General features: G+C 54.3%; 15 protein-coding genes and 1 pseudogene. 1 reads left to right on the top strand and 15 read right to left on the bottom strand.

From position 1 onward, the window contains the following. Positions 1-79: 79 nt before the first annotated feature. The 15 genes from FKV24_RS08930 to FKV24_RS08855 all read right to left on the bottom strand — a co-directional run bounded on the left by FKV24_RS08930 (position 80) and on the right by FKV24_RS08855 (position 14766). Positions 80-1144 (bottom strand): lipid A deacylase LpxR family protein, encoded by a 1065-nt coding sequence (locus FKV24_RS08930; protein ID WP_141482133.1) that lies wholly within the window; start codon positions 1142-1144, stop codon positions 80-82. A 106-nt stretch (positions 1145-1250) separates the two neighbouring features. Beyond that, positions 1251-1742 carry a tRNA adenosine(34) deaminase TadA gene (gene tadA, locus FKV24_RS08925; protein WP_111266420.1) on the bottom strand — a complete coding sequence of 164 codons (492 nt, stop codon included), beginning with the start codon at positions 1740-1742 and terminating at the stop codon, positions 1251-1253. 235 nt (positions 1743-1977) lie between these two features. Then, positions 1978-4083, bottom strand: coding sequence for an AAA family ATPase (locus tag FKV24_RS08920; protein ID WP_141482132.1), 2106 nt, complete (start codon positions 4081-4083; stop codon positions 1978-1980). Positions 4084-4163: 80 nt separating this feature from the next. Beyond that, on the bottom strand, positions 4164-6329 hold the full coding sequence (locus FKV24_RS08915; RefSeq protein WP_141482131.1) for a DNA methyltransferase: 2166 nt from the start codon (positions 6327-6329) through the stop codon (positions 4164-4166). Continuing rightward, entirely contained in the window at positions 6326-7144 is an 819-nt protein-coding gene (locus FKV24_RS08910; RefSeq protein WP_141482130.1) for a hypothetical protein, read from the bottom strand. The genes FKV24_RS08915 and FKV24_RS08910 overlap by 4 nt, the downstream gene beginning before the upstream one ends. Continuing rightward, a complete protein-coding gene (locus FKV24_RS08905; RefSeq protein WP_141482129.1) occupies positions 7141-7728 on the bottom strand; it encodes a recombinase family protein in 588 nt (195 codons plus the stop codon). The genes FKV24_RS08910 and FKV24_RS08905 overlap by 4 nt, the downstream gene beginning before the upstream one ends. A 356-nt stretch (positions 7729-8084) precedes the next feature. Further along, on the bottom strand, positions 8085-8462 hold the full coding sequence (gene traJ / locus FKV24_RS08895) for a conjugal transfer transcriptional regulator TraJ (protein ID WP_211371830.1): 378 nt from the start codon (positions 8460-8462) through the stop codon (positions 8085-8087). Positions 8463-8470: 8 nt separating this feature from the next. Continuing rightward, a complete protein-coding gene (locus tag FKV24_RS08890) occupies positions 8471-8698 on the bottom strand; it encodes a type I toxin-antitoxin system ptaRNA1 family toxin (protein ID WP_141482127.1) in 228 nt (75 codons plus the stop codon). Between the two features lie 68 nt (positions 8699-8766). Next, entirely contained in the window at positions 8767-9033 is a 267-nt protein-coding gene (locus FKV24_RS08885; protein ID WP_141482126.1) for a hypothetical protein, read from the bottom strand. Between the two features lie 12 nt (positions 9034-9045). Further along, a complete protein-coding gene (gene trbL / locus FKV24_RS20225) occupies positions 9046-10668 on the bottom strand; it encodes a P-type conjugative transfer protein TrbL (protein ID WP_141482125.1) in 1623 nt (540 codons plus the stop codon). Position 10669: 1 nt separating this feature from the next. Continuing rightward, positions 10670-10852, bottom strand: a complete 183-nt coding sequence (locus tag FKV24_RS08875) for a hypothetical protein (RefSeq protein ID WP_141482124.1) — start codon at positions 10850-10852, stop codon at positions 10670-10672. Between the two features lie 2 nt (positions 10853-10854). Next, positions 10855-11634: a P-type conjugative transfer protein TrbJ gene (trbJ, locus tag FKV24_RS08870; RefSeq protein ID WP_211371829.1), complete on the bottom strand. Its 780-nt coding sequence runs from the start codon at positions 11632-11634 to the stop codon at positions 10855-10857. A gap of 1144 nt (positions 11635-12778) precedes the next feature. Next, entirely contained in the window at positions 12779-13687 is a 909-nt protein-coding gene (gene repC, locus FKV24_RS08865; protein WP_141482123.1) for a replication protein C, IncQ-type, read from the bottom strand. After that, positions 13677-14531, bottom strand: coding sequence for a helicase RepA family protein (locus FKV24_RS08860; RefSeq protein WP_141482122.1), 855 nt, complete (start codon positions 14529-14531; stop codon positions 13677-13679). Before FKV24_RS08860 ends, repC begins: the two co-directional genes overlap by 11 nt. Before the next feature lie 4 nt (positions 14532-14535). Further along, positions 14536-14766, bottom strand: coding sequence for a helix-turn-helix transcriptional regulator (locus FKV24_RS08855; protein ID WP_141482121.1), 231 nt, complete (start codon positions 14764-14766; stop codon positions 14536-14538). Between the two features lie 77 nt (positions 14767-14843). Between FKV24_RS08855 and FKV24_RS19570 the strand changes: the two are divergent. Next, positions 14844-15413 (top strand): annotated as a pseudogene (locus FKV24_RS19570) (LuxR family transcriptional regulator); the annotation flags it as partial.

Below are 15413 nucleotides of genomic sequence, written 5' to 3'. Positions count from 1 at the left end.
GTGTCGGCACCGTGGCCCATCAGCGCCAGCGCGGCGTCGCCCGGGCGGACGCTGAAGCCCCCGCCCCGCCCTGCCGCGCTCAGAACGCGCGGCTGACGGTGAAGCTGCCGAACACCGGGGTCTCGGTCTGCTCGTCGAACTCGCGGGTGCTGTGGTAGCGCGCGAAGGCGAACTTCCAGCGGCGATGCATCAGCGCCACCCCGTAGCCGGCATAGGCCACCAGCGGACGGCGATCGACGCTGTGACTGTCGCGGAACAGGTTGCCGTCCAGGGTGATGTCGTGCAGCACCCAGCGCGCATCCACGGTCAGGAAGAAGTGGAAGCCGCTGGGATACCGGCTCTGCGGTTCCCGCGTCGGCGCGGTGTTCTCGCCGGCCGGGCGCAGCGGCGTGCTGCCGAAGTCGTCGGGCAGGTTGCGGCCGAAGCGGAACTCACCGCCGAGGTTGGCGAAGGTGGTCAGATTGCCGAGGCTGCCGCCGTAATGACCGATCGCGTCCCAGCTCCAGCCCGGGTCGCCGTCGTGATTGGCCGAGACCCGGCGCATCCGCTCGTGGATCAATCCCACGACCGGCTCGTTGCGCAACTGGTTGTCCCAACCACGGAATTTCTCGCTGCCGGTGACCTCGTGGACCGCGTCCTGCACCTGCTCGCCGAGCGCCGCGGGACCGACGATGCCGACCTGCAACTGGGTGGTGCGCAGCCGGTCGCCCTCGCGGGCGTTGTAGCCCAGTCCGACCAGCAGCCCGGCCGCGTATGGGCGGTCGTCCTCGATCAGGTCGCTGCGGCTGAAGTCGGTCGGAGTGAAGATGCCCTGGGCGAAGGTCGCGATCATGTTCTGCTGCTCGAACCGGCTCGGCTGCAGCGCTTCCAGATGGCGGTTGACCCAGTGCGCCAGCCGCGGCAGGCACGGGTCGTCGGTGTAGTCGCGCAGGTTGGGCGAGACCAGGGTCAACTGCACGCCATTGCTGTAGCCCTGGTCCTGGCCGCCGAACAGGTCGTTGTCGACGCGGAAGTTGACCGTCGGCGGCAACCGGGTCGAGCCGTGGCGGCAGGCCTCGCGGCCCTGCGCGACGGCGGTGCCGCCTACGCCCACCGCCACCCATGCAACGGCGGCAAGCAGCCAGAATCGATAAGGTCGGGTCATGCGGAAATCACACGGAGAGTGCCACGAAACAACGGGGGAAGATTCGCATCGGGCCGGTCGCGCCGGCGGTCGCCAAGGTGCGCGACAAAGCGGCATCCGGCCCCGCTCAATCCGGCCGGCGTGCGCGCTTGGCACGGAAGTAGGCGGTCAGGCGGGCGCCGGCCTCCTCGCCGAGCACCCCGCCGGTCACCTCGACGCGATGGTTGTGGCGCGGATCGGCGAGCAGGTCGAATACGCTGCCGGCGGCGCCGGTCTTGGGGTCGCGGGCGCCGTACACGACCCGACCGACCCGCGCGTGGACCATCGCCATCGCGCACATCGCGCAGGGCTCCAGGGTCACGTAGAGGGTGCTGCCGAGCAGGCGGTGATTGCCCAGCCGCATCCCGGCCTGGCGCATCGCCACGATCTCGGCGTGGGCGCTGGGGTCGTGCTCGGTGATGTTGCGGTTCCAGCCCTCGCCCAGCACCTGGCCGTCGGCCGAGACCAGCACCGCGCCGACCGGAATCTCGTCGTCCTCGCGCTCGGCGCGCGCGGCCAGCGCCAGCGCGTGGCGCATCCAGCGCTGGTCGTTGTCGGCCCGGAAATCCGGATTCGTCATGTTCGCTCTCCAGCCGCTTCCGATCTCATCGCCGCCGTAGCTGGCGCGGCATCTTCGCGCCATCGCGGGCGAACAAGCGGCTCATTCCCACTCTATCATAGTTTGACGCTTTTTTACTTCTAAATTCAATAGGTTGCATATAAGCATGAAACTAATGCCATGAAAAATACCATGCTGACCCAAAACTGACCGAAAGCTCCTAACATTCCACCCCCTGACCATTTCCCTGGGGCCGCTAAGGCGCGGAAATCACCCGCTCACATTCTTGCACAGCATACTCAGGAACGTTATCAAATTTGTGCGGATTAAGCTGCATGACGTACTCATTCTCTATATGGAATGACTCATTGACGAATTTCTGAAGAATATCATCACCATCATCCGCCGGCTGGTGAACCTCCTTGTAAATTCGGAATAGCTGCAACTTATCATATCCAACGCCGGCGTTCTGAAATCGCCGCTTCATTTCAGACTTGTCATTGATAACTGAAAGAATTGCGCTGTAATCAAAGTTAGGAATAAAAGCCTTAACACCCACCACTGCGCGACTAACTTCTTCGGTCGTCATACTCACATCACCAGAAGCCGTCTTACGAATCGGGTTTGGTCGCGCATGTAAGAGGTTGGCAAGATAATTGTATTCCTCTCCGAGATCGTTCAAAATCTCGAAATGACGCCGGAGATAGATACACTGAATGACCTCGTCGGAAAGGCTCCTAACGTTTTCTGCGCATATCTGAGCAAAGGTCTGAATATCAGCTTCCTTAATCTCTGTTTCCGTCACAGTGCCGTTCTTCGACGATAAGAAATATGCTGTGGGCTTTGGATGTTGAAAAAGCCTCTTTACGCTTCGAATAACATCGATAGCAGGCTCAATGTCATGCGTCAACATAAGTACCGTGGTATCTCGCAAGCTTGCCTTACCGCGAAACAGCTCATTCAAAATCGCAAATTTCTTCGTCTTGTCGAAGCTTGATACCGGATCATCGAGCACGGCAAGGCCGGGCTTCTCACTTAGAACCTGATGCATAAAAAGAACAAGCGCAAATGCATTCCTTTCGCCATAGCTTAAGTGTTGCGAAGCAGATTCAATATGCTCGTCATAATCATTATGCACAAGCTTCATCTTATATGAATCTGATTCCGGCTTAATCACGACACTATATTTGTAGCCCGCAGAATTCAGGAACCCATTTATGCTTTTCTGGTTTTCTACAATGGATCTTTCTATTTGCCTCTTATGCTGATTTATTTTCCCCTTTAGCTCACCAACCCTACCCACGAGCTCTTCGAGCTTTTCATTAATTGGATCAACAACAGATTTTGTATCTGTAGAGTTGAGCTTTTCCAGTAGACTCAAGTCAATTTTCAACTTCGCTATTTCATCCTCAATTTTCTCCACATCACGAAGAGCAAAAAAGGATATTGACCGGAGTCCTTCGAGTTTTGCTAGTAGCGTCTCAACATCGCCACGAAGGGCGCTTAAGAAATTTGTTTCTTCCGGGGAAAGCTCAATCTTAGACTTGGTAATTTTCTCCAAGTTTTCACGGCAATCATTTTCAAAGTACTTTCCAAGTCTGTTGATAACAGCTTGCAGGGTATTTAGATGCTCAATGGCTTTCGAATCATACTCTTTGGCAACCTGCTTAGCCGTGTCCTTTTTCTCTGGCTCTCGCAAGTCCGACGCACAATATGGGCAATTATCTGAAAGGTCTAAAAACGCATTCCCTTTCGTCTGCCAAGCAATCCAGCTAGCAGGCTGTTCGCTCTTGATGAAAGCCTCAAATGGCTTCAATTGAACCGGGATATTTTCGATCTTATTGCCCGAGCCAAACGCCTTGTATCCCTTGCTAGATTTTGAAAGGGCGCCTGCTTTTGTAACTCCAAAAGCGTCCCGGAGTTCTTTTAAATCTGATATTGCACTGCTTAAAGCGTCATTTCCGTCAAAGGTGGATTTAATTCCCGCAAGAAGGCTCTCTATCTCTTGCATGGCAACATTGAACGTCTCGGTCTTTATAAAAATGTCAAAGCTGTTTTTCAAAACCTCATCGCGCTGAAAGGCAAACTGAGAAACGTATGAATCATCAAAAACCAAGACTGACCCAATATTCTCTACTCCGCGCACGACAGGATCATGCTGACCCGGAAAAGCCCGATACTTGAACGGCTTTAAATTATCAAGACCGCCATCGTTCGCCACGGCCGCCACTATAGCGCGCGCAATCGTGCTTTTACCCAACCCGTTCGGCCCATACTTTATATTCAGCGCCCCTTTAGCAATGGTGATTTCTGCCTTCTCTATGCTATTGCAGCACTCGATTTCGATATTGTATGAGTTCATTTGCCCCCTCCCTTTTGCGCGTCCTGATAAAGATTGTCCATTGGCCTCTGGCGTTAACCCTGGTCGGGGGCTTATTCGACTTATACAGTCGCGAGATGTACGTCGACCACTCCTGATTCGACCTCTCTAGCCGTAGCCCTAACCCCTAAACGAATCGTCTCAAGGTGTTCCTTGATCTCGTCGAAACCCAAGTCGTCAGCAGCTCGTGCAATCAAGGTTTGAGCCGCACCGATCACAAAGCGATCACCTGCCGAAATACGCAGGCCAGCAGCTTGTAACCGTGATGACAGTGCGTCGACAGATTGACGCACGTCCTGAATAGCCGACGACCTATGGAGTGCAAATGCCTTCTTACGGCACACGAGAATTGCATCAAGACTGATCGGATCTTTCGCCGCCGTTTTAGGACTCGCACCCCGCAGCTCCGCATGAACGGGGTGAGCCGCAACAACGGCCAAGCCCGCCTCGCTGATCGCCTCATAGATAGCTGCCCAGCCCTCCGCTCGCGAGTGATGAAAGCTGAACGCCAGCACACCATCGTCCTTGAGCACTCGACAGGACTCGGTGAAAACAGCGGCTAGCTGACGGGCAAAAACACGAGGATCTTTGTGTTGCACTTCACCCTGGTCGGACGAGTCCTCACGGGCCATCCACGGATAACGGTGGCGTAGTACAGGCGACAGCCAAGCGAAGAAGAAATCGCTCAGCTCCGAATAGTGTACGAAGTCAAAGTATGGAGGGTCCGTCACAACCGCGTCTACCGAGCCGGCGGGTACCGGTAGCCTGGAGCTGTCACCGTTGAGGATGAGCAGGCCATGATCGGCTGTATCTAGCTCATCCCACGTTTCGACGCGACGAGCGCGGATGGAGTGGCTGGCTACCGTTTTGCGTGACCCTTTGCGGTTGCCGTCCTGGTCATATTCGAATGCAATTTCGAACGGCTCATCGAGGTAACGCTTAGCACGCAGCAACCGAGACTCAAACAAGGTGCTGAACGTGCCACTGCTCTTTTCAGTACCCCATACCGAGTTTTCCAACGGGGTGCGTTCAGGCTTCAGAATGTGGTTTGAGAACATGTGCCGCACAGCCCCGGTACCCTCGCCTTTGAAGCTGCAAAACAGATTGTTGAACTCCAAGGTGCTGGAGAACAAGCACAGCATCTGCTCTTGCACTGCAAGGTCATCAATGGTCAGGATTTCGCGCAACAGTAGCCCAAGACAAAGCAGTTGGCGGGCGTTGAAAAAATCGCGCCAATGGGTGTAGTTGTAACCGCGCGCTTGATCGGTGTTATGACCAGGCCGAACAGAGGCTTCCGGCAGAGGCAGCGCCTCTCGGGAAAGCCGTACCTGGGCTTCCTCGTAGAGAGCCAAGTCCTCATCCCGCACAGGCAGATAGACCTTCGATCCATCCGCTCGCAAGGCCATCATCGCGTACATGCGATGGGAAGGCGGCGAGCCGTCCTTAGGCAGCAACTCCTTGATGCGGTAACGCTGACCGCTCTCAGCAGTGACATACTGACCTGCGGCAGGGCCTTTCTGTGGGTTGAATTGGTTGCCACAGTGCTGACAACGCAGATCGGTAGCGTCGTAGCGGTCCTCCTGTACACCCCAGCAGTCAGGACATACGATCTGCGCTCGCGGCTTCTTCTTTGGATAGGCGTCCTGCGAAAATACATAGCGTGACAACAAGGGGATAACCTCGCCCTCCGGCGTGGTGACCGTCTTGACCCAGAAGTAATACAACACCTGGATCAACTCGCCGGTCTGAGGGTCACGGGTCTGGTAGTACCGCCGAATCTCCGGTGCCACGTCGCGTTCCAGCCGTTTAAAAGCCGCACGCAGCTCAGCTTCAGACACAGGCGTGAACGCTTGACGAACAAGGAAGGTACTGACTGGATTGATGTCGCATCCAACAGCCTTAGCTCCCAGTTTGACTGCCTCACCAAGAGTAGTGCCACTGCCCATGAAGGGATCGAGTACGACCTTACCGGCCAAGTCGTGCGTTTTATAGAACTGTTCCCAAGTGTCAGTGCCCGGCTGACTCAAAGCCCCCAGCGTAATGCCACGAAATACCGACCCCAGCCGGGTCGCCCACCACTTGTGGATGTGGTAAATCGGCCGATTGATCTCCTTACGCCAGCTTTCCTGCTCGGCTATCTGGCTGATCTCGATCTGCGGAAAATCACTCTCTAATGCGGTCGCAGCGGTCGCTGGCACATGTCCGATCTTGTCAGGCGCTGCGTTCATTCTTCGTCCGCCTGGTTTTTCCCGTCAGGCTGATCAGAGGCACCAGTCATTGAGACAGGCTTACTGGCTTGACCCTTGAGCCGATAGGCGACGAATCTGTGCTGCGTACCTGCTTTAGGGTTGGGCACCCGATCCGCATTCAACTCATTGGTGCGTAAATCGAAGTTATACCCAACAACCAGAGTATCTGCCTCGACGCGGGTAAGATTGCCTACCACCTGATAACGATCATCGGTTCCGAAGTTTTCCGGGAGAATTAAGGTCATCAGACCGGTGGTTCCTTCGGTCAAGGCGAAGGGTGTCGGCGCGACATACATCTTCCTATCGCGGATCATAATGTCCCCATAGGTGCCAAAACCCTTCACACTTTTATTCTTATGCACATAGTTGTGATCGGCGTTCAGGAAGTCGCCATGGCATACAACGAGGTCAACGACAGGATACTGTTTGCGGCCGTTCCCCTGGTCTGGGTAGGGGGATAGGTCAGCCGGATAACGTCCGAACACGTAGAAGATTTGACGCCCGTTGTGATAGCCGGTCGGCACTTGACTATTCGAGTCATAGTCTCGCTCACGTCCTGGCCAAGCCAGCCCCTTAATTTCGTAGCCTTCGGTGTGCTCAACTAAGCAGAAATCGGGATAGGTATTTCGACCAGAGCCCTCGAAGTGCATGGACAAGCTTTGAAGACGATCCTGAAACCAATTCTGGAAATGGAACTCCTTGTCCTTCGCGGAGAGAGACTCGATCAGCTCCCCTGACTGGACGGCTTGAACACACTTCTCGAACACGTCAAACGCAGTTGTCTTCTTGGTCATGTTGTCCCTTCAATGAGTTTTCTCGGCGGTACGACGCCGCAATACTTATAAATCGTTGTTCGCGACACACCGTAATCACGGGCCACCTCGGCGACGCTTGTGTTCGGGTCGCGCAGCAGCACCTTGATCTGACGTATCTGTTTGGCATCTAGCTTTGGCTTGCGCCCCCCGGCCCTGCCACGGGCGCGAGCTGCGGCTAAACCTGCCTGTGTTCGTTCTCTGATCAAGCTGCGTTCGAACTCGGCTAGGGCTGCAAACACATGGAAAACTAGCTTGCCCGCCGCGCTGCTCGTCTCAATCTTTTCTGTCAAGCTCTCGAAACCAACGCCTCGCTGCTCAAGTTCGGTCACGATCTGCACCAAGTCAGGCAAACTGCGACCGAGCCGATCCAGCCGCCAAACTACAAGAGTATCCCCGGCTCTTAGAGCTTTTCTGCATTGCTCAAGCTCCGGGCGAGCTGCATTCTTGCCGCTGACCGCTTCCTCATAGATCACATCGCACCCTGCCCGCATGAGGGCATCGCGCTGCAAGTCGAGATGCTGGTCATCGGTCGAAACTCGGGCGTATCCTAGACGTTGATTCATTGACGGAATCGGAACACTGAAAAATTGACGGGTATCTTAACACTCGGCGGAGGCTTGGGCGATGCAAAAAAACAGCTTCCTGGAGTGTTCAGAAAACCACCGTTTTATGGACGGGAGACCGTGCGGATTGAGTAACGTATAGGCAGGGTAAGCATGAGCAGGAAGAAACCCATAGATATTAGCGAAAACTCCAACCAAGCCTTGCCACAAAAAGTTGAGGACGCCAGCCTAGGCGCTCGGAGACTGACTGACCAGGAGAAATTGGAGCTTCGGCGGGATATGATGGAGTCTTCAGCTTGGGCAAAAGCAGAACTAGCCCGCCGACGTAAAAACAACGAAGAGGGATCATAGCCTTGTCATAGCTCAGACCTCGGCATAACGACCCTCGTCATGATCTTACCCATTTCCTCCTGCGTCGCCTCGATCTTACTGAGAACAGCAAGGATTGTTGACTGGCCGAACTGGGCAGTTCGCACGTCATCGGTCAGCCATAGCTTCAATAGGCCACCCAAACGGCCAAGATCGCCGTTGATTCGAGCCAACTCCCGGACCTGCTCACAATCGACCACACCCTTGATCTTGTAGCCCTGGCCAACCTCACGCAGATAACGCGCAGCGCTCATGCCTGCTCGCTTTGCTTGCACCTCGATATGTTCCTTTTCCTCGGGTAAGCAGTACACCTTGATAGGTGTACTGCTCTTCCTCGTTATTCGTTTTGCCTTATCGTTCATCATCTTTTGCCTTACCTCCTTGCCACCTGGCGGATAGTGTCCAACGCCTCCTGGAAGTCCTCCGGCGTCGCTCGACCAGTTTCAGCCTGGTAGTACAGGATCGTAAACATATTGGCCACCGCCTCCGCGACGGGCGAAATCTGCCGGGCGGTTTCCTGGTCAATGAACTCCAAGGCGGCCAGCTCAGTTGCTGCCTGATGAATTGCTTGCTGAACTTCGATATTATGCGTGGTTGTCATGTGTCACCTCTCTGACAGGTGGTATGTGAAAATGCGGGCCGGTGCACCATCACCGGCCCGTGTGCTTTCTATAAGCCGGTATTGGAAAACCCGGCCACTTCTGAAAACGGGGTTTTCCCGGTTCCAGCCCCTGCGTCATTGCTGATGCGTGTGCTGCTCGATGCCTCCATTCGGCCAGTAGGGTCCGGGCGATTCACAAAAGCCGCAATCTCCGCGTCGGTGTCTTTCTCTTCCTCGGTCGATGGTTCGACAACCGGCACAAAATCGGCTTCTGTGCGGGGTTCCTGGACTTTGTCGAGCATATCCAGGGCAGCCATGAAATTACGTTCTTTCATCGTCTTATCTCCTTACGTATCTTGCCGATCGCGGTTCACAAAGCTGGCAACCTCTTCATTACGTTCCTGCTGGCGTTCCTGGGCATACGAAACGTAGTCCCCGACGTCGAAGGTGTGCTTTTCCGGGTCGCGTGCTTGCCACTCAGCGTGTGATTGGCGGGCCTTGTCCTGGTCCTCGCTAGACAGAGCATCAAAGCCACCTGTTTGGTTTACCCAGCCGCCGCTGTTACCACCGCTCAAGCTATCGCTGTCGAACAATGCGGTATCACTCACCTGATCAGCGCTACCAGCATCGTTATCACTCTTTGGTTCCATGCTTTCACGAATCGAGGATGCCAGGCGTCCGCCGACGGTCTGATTCGCCCTGTCCTGAAAACTTCCGGCCATCTTTGCCCCAACCCCTTTAGCAAGCTCGCCAGCCGTTCCAGCTGCTAGAGAAGCTGCCCGACCAAACCCACCGCCTGAGCTGGAACCGCCCGCTCCGGAAAAACCTGCTGCCTGGGCAAATGGCGTATCACCCGTGCTCGCGTTATTGCTGTCAGTGGTGCTACCACCCCAGCTTTCGCCGGTATCACTAGAGCTACCGCCGAAGCTCGGCATGTCTCCACCGGCCATACTGGATTGCGCCTTTTGAAAGGCTGCTTTTACAGCACTAGCTCCACCGGCCATATTAGTCGCCCCGGACATTGCAGCGCTTCCAAGCGCAGCACCACCCGATGCGACGGCTGCACCGGCACCGACAGCACCACCAATCAAGGCCCCTGCACTGAATGAACTACCAGCGCTCGCAGCAGCACCACCGCCAGGAATCAAACCTGCAACCACGTTTGGTACGGAGTTAACGAGAATAACCATGACAAGGGACACAACGAAAATGACCAACAATTCGTCCATTGGCGCACCTTCTGAAAGGTCGGCGTGATAACCATCGATAATAGAAATAGCGATCCCAACCAGCAGTGTCATTGTCATGATTTTGAGTGCTATACCGGCCACACTCCTGAAATAGTTGACGGCAATGTCAGAGGTCCAGCGCGAGCCACCGAAGCCCAATACAAAAATCCCCGCGTAAGCAATAATCCATGCCGTAACTAGGGCAAGAAGAACGTTGGCCGCGACAATGGCCATGCATGCCAATATGGCAAGCGTGGTTAGGAAGATGGACAAGTTGTCCATAGGGCTAGTGATGCTATAGCTGCTCGCTGCCTTAGCGATAATGTCAAACGCAATATCTATCGGCGTGGACGGATTTAACCCCCTTGGCAGGCCGGATGCTTCAGCCGCGATATTTCTCAACGAGTTGATAATATCCATTGCAAAGCCAGGCCCATTGATCAACAGCCACCAAAAGAACCCGGTAGTAATGGTGAAGCGGGTAAACTCAGCGAAGAATTCGCCAATGTCGGCTTTGCGCAATGCCATCATGCCGAACGTCCAGACCATTGAGATAACAACCAGTGTCCAGAATAACCAGGACGCATGATCAGTAATTGTTGTCGCCCAATTTGAGCTTTCGGTTAAAAAACGGTCCGAAACTTCATTCAACACACCGCCTTTATCTATTTCGGCAAAGGCGGCTGGTGAAATGGAAGCAAAGGGCAGTACTGCCCCAAATCGAAGAAGTACTGTTTTCATATCAGAACTCCTTGCTCTTAGAGCGATCCACCGGTTCTTTCAGGCTATCGTAGATAGTCCCGTCCTGTTTTTCGCACTGCTCTTGCTGTGGGTTTGCTTTTTCGCAGTTTTCTTCCTTCTCACTACACCCCGCCATGAGGGACAAAGAAAGTAGGAGTGTTAGCATTTGCATCATGTATTTCATGCTTAGTACTCCTTGCTGTGAGAACGGTTGACTGGCTGTGACAGCCCCTCATAGAGCTTATCGCGTGAAGCCTGATATTGAGCTTCGCGGTCAGCATCTGCCTGCATTCGAGTGCCAACGGCATTCTGCTGAGCAATCAGCAGGCTACGGATTTGCAGGAGCTGGTTGGCCTGGTTACTGGCGAGCTGGTTGGCGTACCCGATAGCGGCCAGTTGGCCGTCCGCGCCCTGGGCGGCAGATTGCAGACGCTGGAGTTGTCTAGCGTCGGCCTGCAAGTTGTCTTGCTGCTGCTCCAAACCCTTGAACAGCGCGTCGTTGGCTTTCTTCTGCGATTCAGACGCCAGGCGGCGGTTCTCGGCCATCGCGGCCCGTTCGGCATCGCTGCACCCCACCGATGAGAAGCACGGCGAGCTGCGGTAATAGGCCACGTCCTGGAACTTGCCCAGGTAGGCATCGAGGCTGCCAAGCTGATTTTGGTAATAGGCGAGTGTGTTGGTTGCCTGGTTCAGATCATTGATGGTGCGCTGCGCCTGGTCCCAAATATGGGCCGCCGGGGCCATCGTGTTTTGCAGTTGGTTTTCGTACTGCTGGAGTTGAGTTTGGTATTCCTGAATCTGCTTGAGCGTCTGCGCAACCGCTTCCATCGCGGTCATGATGTTCTGCGATAGGTTTGTGCCATCAACTACAGGAATACCGGCGTGGACAGGCTGCAAAGTGCAGGTCGTCATGGCGACGACCAGTGCAATTTTAGCGGCTAAATTTTTTCTTTTCACATTTTGCATTCGTTGTTCTCCATTACCAATGAATGCTTTATCGTGCCTTTCAATGCATAACGTATAAGCTCAATAATTGGACATAAAAGTTGACATGGAGAAATTTAACCGAACAACTCCTACGGCGGCAGCCAATGGCCTCGCAGAGCAGGATTACCGTTGAGCGCCCCGGCGCGAATAAGGTAAGTGAAGAAGGAACCGCCGACTTGTCGGTGGGCCTACTTCACCTATCCTGCCCGCACCACAGCGTTGATTCTTGCGCGTACGGCATGTGCATTTCTGTGCAGTAACATGTTTATTCCTGTGCAAACCGTGTTTTTCCGAGTAAATCGACACTTACAGCGGTATTACAGCGCACTTATAGCGACTCAACAGCGCTAAAATAGTGGTCTAGCAGCGTTTTGAGATGACTACTTTCCTCGTCATTCACTACACACAAAAACACAGCTTTCCTGTGAGTTCCCTCATGTAGCCACCTTGCTTGAAATCCCGCCCCTCAAATGTCAATGAAACACGTGGGCATCCGACACATTGCTTTGTTTTACAAAGACTTCCATAACACCCCACCCACTTGACTGCGATTTCATTGACTGTTTGGGGTCGGTATTAGTTGAGGCATTCTTGTTGCGCCGCGCACCCACCTTCAGACAGGTTGCGAGCACGATGTATATGCGAATAGGAAATGTAGCGTTGTAGTATGTTGTATGGTGCTACTACATACTACAAACTACACACATTTACAGACCGCTACTGGCTTAAGTTGCTATTCATCTTGATGCATTGAATACGCTTTCTGAACCGCCCAGAGAGGCGCTTCGGGCATCGCCCTCCAGTACCCCTAGTCGGCCTCTGAACGACGCTCCTGGAGCGTATAAGGCGGCTTTGGTCGTCCTTCGGACGGATTGAACGCCAAGAAGAGGTGAAAGCCCTTAGCGAGGAAGCAGAATCGGCCACCCTCTTGGCGTTAAAACATCGGCCAAAGGCCGATTGAGTTGGCAAGGCATGAACGCGCCATTCAGGCGCGGGCTATGCCGCGCATGATGGATATTCTTTGGAATATCTTGGATCGATTTCCAAAACAGGCCGGAAAGCCTTGCCCTGCAAGCGTTTGCGCGATTGAAGCGGGTACCGTTATGCCGGGGATGGGATACCGTTATGCCGGGGGACGGGTACTATTATGCCGGGGATGGGTGCTGTCACGCCGGGGGCTGACTTGGTTGGCCCCTGGCCGCCTAATCTCCCATTTTCCCTTGGCGTATTCATGTACAGTCCAGCCCACTGAAATAAGTTCAGTCAACGCTTTCCGGGCCGTCTGACGGCGCTTTTTCAAGGTGTTGGGGTTCTTCGTTGCATCCGGCCAAACGTAGTTGCAAAGAGTATTCAGTTCTACCCGTCCAGATTTACCGGCATCAATCCAGCCCGATAATCGCTGATGTATTAATCGAGCAGGATCGGTCTGTAGCGCCCGAACCTCAGTCATGTCGAGCCGAGTATGTGGACGTTCTCCCATTACAGCCTCTGCTAATCGAGGGTTTAGGCTGACAAACAGTTTACCTTCCCGGTCGTCGCTGACGTAATCGGACAAGATGCGGAAACCCTGACGCTGCCCGTTACGTTCCACAATGACCGATACTGCCCATAGGCGCTCGATGCTATCGCGGATAGTTTTGAACTGGCTGCCTCCATCGTCGGCATACCCAAGTTCTCGGGCCAGTTGTCGAAAGCTCCCCTTGGAAACCATTGCATCCTTCTCAACCGCGTCCCACTTCAGGTCTAGCAAGAGACGCAATTGCTGCCCAACTTCTGACTCTGTTTCGTTTCGCAGCACAATCCCGCGTCCCCCATCACCAGAAATTGCGGCCATAGCCACAAGCCCTTGTAGGATGCGAAGATCATCAACACCTAGAGGCTCAGGCCCCCAGAAACGTATCGAATCCTCGCCATGGGTATAGGTTACGTCCAGCTTGAGCCGCTTTCGCTCTCCACGCTTCAGACTACGGAACAAGCCAGGAGCCAGGCAGTGAGCTGGATCATGTCGAACATGGGTAAGATCAAAGCTCATCACGTGACCTCACCTTAGATTTCTTGAATGGCAGCACGCCATTGGCTACGCGCTGCCTCTCCAGCACGGCAGGTTTGAGCACACCGCCCTCGTGACGCCGGAACCAACGCTCTGCGAAAGGAGAGCCATAATTCGCCTTGCTCACGCCATAGCGAACGAAGTACCCACGCTGACTATCATCAACACCCCATTCCTCAGCCTCGGTTTGCGTCATGCCAGACAGGTACGATTGCCAGCGAATGTTATCGACCAGAACAGACGACCCACGGCTGGCCTGTTGCTGGTCACCCGCACCAATCATGGCGGCGCTCTTACTGGCATGGTGCAAAAAAACGATAGAGCACCCTGTATCGGCGGCGATGGCTTCCATACGCCCGATCACTTGCGCCATCGGACCGCTAACGTTTTCATCTTCGATGTGGAAACGACGTAAGGTGTCCAGGATCATAAGGCGGCGACCCGCAGCCGCTCGCTTAAGGCCATCGAACCAATCGAGACACATAATGTTGGGGCACCTTCCTATCAGCGGCTCAATCAACAAGCCTTCAGCAACAGCTTGCCGCTGCTCGGCGGTCAGATGCGCTCCAAGCGCATGTAATCGGTGATGGATAGCAGCAGGAGGATCTTCTGCGGGGAGATAGATAACTCGCCCAACAGTAAACTCTCCGACTTCCAGCAAGTCCGGGCCTCCAGCGATCTGCATGGCAAGCTGTAAAGCCAGCATGGATTTTCCGGCACCACCTGGTGAAACCAAGGCCCCCACCGTACCGGCAACCATGTTAGGTAAAACATAATCAAGGGGCGGCGGCGTTTCTGAAAAGGCCGCCATAAGATCAAGGGCCATACTGTTAGGCCTCTATGGTGTTGCCAGGTCGAGCTGCCTGGATTCCAGACGACTTGCGCTCTTCAATCCATTGCTCTACTTCCGACAAGTCCCACGCGACGTTTCTGCTGGTAAGTGCAATTCGGCGAGGGAACTCACCTCGCTTCTCCAAGTTGTAAATTGTCCGTGAGGAGAGAGGAATCATTTCTAAGAGCACTTTTCGATTGATCAGCGTCTTGCTTGCCATTGCTTGCATACTTGTGCCTCCACTTACTTATGAAAGCTCTATGGTGCCCAGCAATGCCACTTGTTTAAGCCTATAAATTGGCTAAAATGGTTGACATGAAAAATGAATCGAGCATCGTCATCTGGGAAGGTTGTGCCCCAGTCGTCACAGAAGCTATCCAGCGGTTTGAAGAACGCTGGCACCCTTACTCTGCGTCCTCAAGACGCTACCCGATCGTGCGCTTGATAGAGGAAGTCATCGATCCTGCCCTGGCAACCTACATGGATACACTTCCAGGAAGCTACGCTGGCCATGTTCCTGGAGCCGGTGCTGGAGTAGGATTCAGCGCGATCATTCGAATGGTAGGACTTGAGGCCATGGTCCGAATGCAACGCCAATTACTACGTCAATTCATTAAGACAGTAGAACAGAAGAGTCCGACGGACGAGCGCTTCATAGCGACTCTCGAATCCTTGAACGGGCTGGTTTGGGATTGTGCATGTAAACGTCCCAAAAGGTCATCCTCTACAAAGGGAGTCAACCTAAACGCACAACGCAAACACGATTTTTGCGAACTATGCGGAAACAAGACGGAGTTCGCAGCCTTTATGACGACAGTGGCAGGCCAGCGTATAAATGACGTTGAGTTAGAGGATCGTAAGAAACTTGAGCTCAGT

It is taken from the genome of Marilutibacter maris (assembly GCF_006546735.2).
In the GTDB taxonomy this organism is placed as follows: Bacteria; Pseudomonadota; Gammaproteobacteria; order Xanthomonadales; family Xanthomonadaceae; genus Marilutibacter; species Marilutibacter maris.
The sequence above is the reverse complement of the archived record's forward strand: the minus strand, read 5'-3'. Positions and strand labels throughout refer to the sequence as shown.

What these genes read in the sequence shown, in the direction of transcription:
- FKV24_RS08930 (WP_141482133.1), bottom strand. Translation starts at nt 1,144, where the DNA reads ATGACCCGACCTTATCGATTCTGGCTGCTTGCCGCCGTTGCATGGGTG.
- tadA (WP_111266420.1), bottom strand. Translation starts at nt 1,742, where the DNA reads ATGACGAATCCGGATTTCCGGGCCGACAACGACCAGCGCTGGATGCGC.
- FKV24_RS08920 (WP_141482132.1), bottom strand. Translation starts at nt 4,083, where the DNA reads ATGAACTCATACAATATCGAAATCGAGTGCTGCAATAGCATAGAGAAG.
- FKV24_RS08915 (WP_141482131.1), bottom strand. Translation starts at nt 6,329, where the DNA reads ATGAACGCAGCGCCTGACAAGATCGGACATGTGCCAGCGACCGCTGCG.
- FKV24_RS08910 (WP_141482130.1), bottom strand. Translation starts at nt 7,144, where the DNA reads ATGACCAAGAAGACAACTGCGTTTGACGTGTTCGAGAAGTGTGTTCAA.
- FKV24_RS08905 (WP_141482129.1), bottom strand. Translation starts at nt 7,728, where the DNA reads ATGAATCAACGTCTAGGATACGCCCGAGTTTCGACCGATGACCAGCAT.
- traJ (WP_211371830.1), bottom strand. Translation starts at nt 8,462, where the DNA reads ATGATGAACGATAAGGCAAAACGAATAACGAGGAAGAGCAGTACACCT.
- FKV24_RS08890 (WP_141482127.1), bottom strand. Translation starts at nt 8,698, where the DNA reads ATGACAACCACGCATAATATCGAAGTTCAGCAAGCAATTCATCAGGCA.
- FKV24_RS08885 (WP_141482126.1), bottom strand. Translation starts at nt 9,033, where the DNA reads ATGAAAGAACGTAATTTCATGGCTGCCCTGGATATGCTCGACAAAGTC.
- trbL (WP_141482125.1), bottom strand. Translation starts at nt 10,668, where the DNA reads ATGAAAACAGTACTTCTTCGATTTGGGGCAGTACTGCCCTTTGCTTCC.
- FKV24_RS08875 (WP_141482124.1), bottom strand. Translation starts at nt 10,852, where the DNA reads ATGAAATACATGATGCAAATGCTAACACTCCTACTTTCTTTGTCCCTC.
- trbJ (WP_211371829.1), bottom strand. Translation starts at nt 11,634, where the DNA reads ATGCAAAATGTGAAAAGAAAAAATTTAGCCGCTAAAATTGCACTGGTC.
- repC (WP_141482123.1), bottom strand. Translation starts at nt 13,687, where the DNA reads ATGAGCTTTGATCTTACCCATGTTCGACATGATCCAGCTCACTGCCTG.
- FKV24_RS08860 (WP_141482122.1), bottom strand. Translation starts at nt 14,531, where the DNA reads ATGGCCCTTGATCTTATGGCGGCCTTTTCAGAAACGCCGCCGCCCCTT.
- FKV24_RS08855 (WP_141482121.1), bottom strand. Translation starts at nt 14,766, where the DNA reads ATGCAAGCAATGGCAAGCAAGACGCTGATCAATCGAAAAGTGCTCTTA.